This is a genomic window from Paenisporosarcina sp. P5_A11 (genome assembly GCF_056400705.1).
Genome location: NZ_JBFUKT010000246.1, coordinates 1 through 3,693 on the forward strand (window position 1 = coordinate 1; position 3,693 = coordinate 3,693).

Below are 3,693 nucleotides of genomic sequence, written 5' to 3' on the forward strand. Positions count from 1 at the left end.
CAGCTATACCTGTTATTTGTATGGGGTTATTCGCACCACTCGCTGTACATTGGTTTAATAAATTTGGTCAAAGACGTGGAGTTTCTTTACTCATCGGTGTAATCGGGATATTAACTCTGTCGCGTGCTTTGTTCCATGATTACGTTTCACTTTTGATAACAGCATTTATCATTGGTGTGGCGATTGCCATAATCGGTCCGATATTATCTTCGCTAATCAAAGAAAAATTCCCGACTCGAATGGCTTCGGCTATCGGCATCTATTCTTTAGGAATGGGGGTTGGTGCAACATTGAGTGCGGGATTAACTGGAGTATTGTATGTGTTGATTGGTGAGCAATGGGAGTTTGCGCTTGCCTTTTGGTCTTCATTAGCATTAATTGCATACTTAGTCTGGTTTATCGTGATGACACCGCAGCAAGAACGAACAGTTTCAACTGATAAACTAGAAGTAACATTCCGTTCACCCTGGACAAATAGAAGAGCGTGGCTGATATTATTATTCTTTGGTTTTCAAGCTTCATTGTTCTTCTCATTAACAACATGGCTGGCATCTGCAGTAAGTGAATTAGGATTTAGTGTGATTGAAGCAGGATCAGTCATTAGTGTTATGACAGTTTCACAAATTATAGCTAACATTTCTATTCCTTTATTACTTGAAAAATTCCCAAAGCGCTCATTTTGGATTTATTTCTCACTCTTTATTGGAACACTTGGACTTGTACTCCTATTAACAGGGAATGTTACACTTGTTTGGCCCGCTTCGATATTATTAGGATTTACACTTGGAGGGTTGTTCCCATTAGCATTGCTGTTACCACTTGATGAAACAACTGATTCAAAAGAAACAAATGCTTGGACTGCGATGGTTCAAACTGGTGGTTTTATAATGGGAGGACTTGTTCCACTCGCAATTGGAATATTGTATGACTATAGCGGTACGCATCAAATGACATACTATGTCATGCTCGTATTAATTTTGGGGATGTTAGTAGTTACACTATTATTAAACAAAAAAGCCTTGCATACGCAAGGCTAGAAACTGAATTACTTCTTCCAATTCTCATGGATGAAGTTATCACGGCCGGACTTAGCGCGATCTTCTGCGTAATGTTCCGGCTCTTTTTTATAATAATCTTGGTGATATTCTTCTGCGATATAAAATGTTTGTGCCAGTAAAATAGGTGTAACGATCGGTTTTGAAAAACGACCAGTTTCAGCGAGGGCATTTTTTGAAATTATTGCTTTTTCAAATTGTTCATCACTATGTGTAAATATAGCTGTTTTATATGACTCGCCGCGATCTTGAAATTKACCTTCATCATCTGTTGGGTCAATCTGCTGCCAATAAATATCTAGCAATCGCTCATATGTAAAAATGGTAGGATCAAATTGAATTTGTACAACTTCAAGATGACCGGAATTTCCTTTTTTCACGTCTTCGTAAGTTGGGTTTTGGACATGTCCACCCATATAACCTGAGATAACAGAATCAATTCCGTCAAATTGATCAAAGGGTTTAACCATACACCAAAAACAACCACCTGCAAATGTAGCTTTCTCCATTTCATAACCCCTTTCAAACTCTTCATAAATCATAGTGTAGCACTTGCATCATTTGTGCTCAAGAACTATGATTGAGTAGAAAAAATGCAACTTAATTGTTTATAATTCGTTCTATTATTCGTACGTATTAAAGGGGGGAACATTTTGGAAGAACAAGTTCCAAATCGTAGATCCATGAGAAGGAAAAGAAAGTTCCGTTATGGACGTTTTATTATGACTATTTTATTTCTATTAATTATAGGAATTAGTGTGTTTTCATTTGTTCAATATAAAGCTGGACAAAAATTAGCTTCTGCTGTCGAACAAAAAGATATTGAGTTTACTGGAGATCCTCTAGACGTAAAGAATCCTTCAATTGAAAATGTGTTAGTTCTTGGAGTAGATACTAGAGGAGAGGAACAATCACGTTCTGACACGATGATGCTTGTTTCGTGGAACAAAGAAACAGACGAGGTAAACGTCGTGTCATTTATGAGAGATATCTATGCTGAAATTCCTGGATATAAAAGCTATAAGTTGAACACGGCTTATTATTTAGGTGACGTTCAATTAGTTAAAGATACTATTTCTGGCATGTTTGGAGTACCAATCCATCATTACGCACTTATCGATTTTCACAACTTTGAATCTTTAGTTGATGTCGTTGCACCGAACGGCGTGGAAGTTGATGTCGAAAAAGCAATGTCTGAGAAAATTGGTGTCTCACTTGAACCTGGTGTTCAGCAATTAAATGGAAAAGAGCTTCTAGGCTACGCACGATTCCGTGCTGACTCTGAAGGTGATTTTGGACGAGTTGCAAGGCAGCAAAAAGTGATAGAAGCACTAAAAGACGAAGTGCTAAGCCCTACTAATGCTGTTCATTATCCTAAATTTGMTGGTGCTATCCAGGGGTATGTCCAATCTGATTACTCCACAACCGATGAAGTAAGAAAAGTACTTAGTCTTGCGTTTAGCGGAGGAGTAGAAATTAACAAATTAACAATACCTATAGAAAAAAGTTATGATTATGGTTCTTATCCTGGAGTAGGATCAGTTATTGAAATTAATCTAGAAGAAAATAAAGCAGCTCTAAGTGAATTCATTGGGATGCCACTGCGTTGATTATTTGATAATCAACGCATTTTTCCTGTATGATAAAGTTCATTGTAATCATTTATAGATTAGGAGAATTCGAAAGTGAGGACAAATTATGCAACATGAAAAAACTTCCTTTTTCTCCACTAGATTTATTCAGTTTCTAGGTGGAAAAAACACGCTCTTCTTATTGTTTTTAATTTTTTTAGTTGGATTAATTATTTGGATTTTTGATGTCGTTTCATTTGTTTTTTATCCACTCCAAGTGTTATTAGCAAATGTGGTACTGCCTGTTATTTTAGCAACCATTGGTTATTACCTATTGCGACCGTTATTGCGAAAATTAATAGAATGGAAAATCCCGAAAATTTGGGGTATTTTAATTATTTTCCTTGTATTAATCGGCTTACTCACAACATTAATTCTCCTTGTATTCCCGTTTTTAAAAGTTCAATTAACCAATCTGATTCAAGAATTTCCTGAATATTTCAAACAGCTTGCGATATCTTTTGATGCGTTTCTTCGAACTTCGATTTATTCGAGTTACTATGCAGACTTAGAATTTGACGTTGATACCCTTATGAAGCAAATTCCCGAAGATATTGGCAACACTCTTCAGAATGCTGTGGGTGGGGTTGCAAGTGGTATCGGAAAAGTAATCTCTACGTTAACTGGTTTAATATTAGCTATCGTAACGGTCCCGTTTCTCTTGTTTTATTTGTTAAAAGACGGGGAAAAGTTACCGCGCTATATTCTTGATTTATTACCACCTCGTATGAGAGAAGATACACATCAAGTTATGAAAGATGCAGATAAACAAATCAGTGCATATGTCCAAGGGCAAATTTTAGTAGCGATGTGTATTGGCTTTATGGTGTTTATTGGATTCTTAATTATAGGGATGAAATATGCATTATTACTTGGCGTATTAGCCATGATTACAAGTGTAGTACCTTATTTAGGTCCAATTATCGCGATCGCTCCAGCAGCAGTTATTGCCTTGGTTACATCTCCATTTATGTTAGCTAAATTAGCTATCGTATGGACGGTTGTTC

At 36.5% G+C, this 3,693-nt stretch carries 4 protein-coding genes; 3 read left to right on the forward strand and 1 reads right to left on the reverse strand.

The annotated features are described in order from the left end of the window. Positions 1-1,037, forward strand: a 1,037-nt coding sequence (locus AC1DOS_RS18690) for an MFS transporter (RefSeq protein WP_477538715.1), incomplete at its 5' end; no start/stop codon positions are given. 8 nt (positions 1,038-1,045) lie between these two features. Here AC1DOS_RS18690 and msrA read toward each other — a convergent pair. Beyond that, positions 1,046-1,564 carry a peptide-methionine (S)-S-oxide reductase MsrA gene (gene msrA / locus AC1DOS_RS18695; protein WP_477538716.1) on the reverse strand — a complete coding sequence of 173 codons (519 nt, stop codon included), beginning with the start codon at positions 1,562-1,564 and terminating at the stop codon, positions 1,046-1,048. A gap of 144 nt (positions 1,565-1,708) precedes the next feature. On the opposite strand from msrA, the gene AC1DOS_RS18700 reads away from it, so the two are divergent. Continuing rightward, positions 1,709-2,665, forward strand: coding sequence for an LCP family protein (locus AC1DOS_RS18700; RefSeq protein ID WP_477538717.1), 957 nt, complete (start codon positions 1,709-1,711; stop codon positions 2,663-2,665). Positions 2,666-2,753: 88 nt separating this feature from the next. Further along, on the forward strand, positions 2,754-3,693 hold a 940-nt coding region (locus AC1DOS_RS18705; protein WP_477538718.1), incomplete at its 3' end, for an AI-2E family transporter.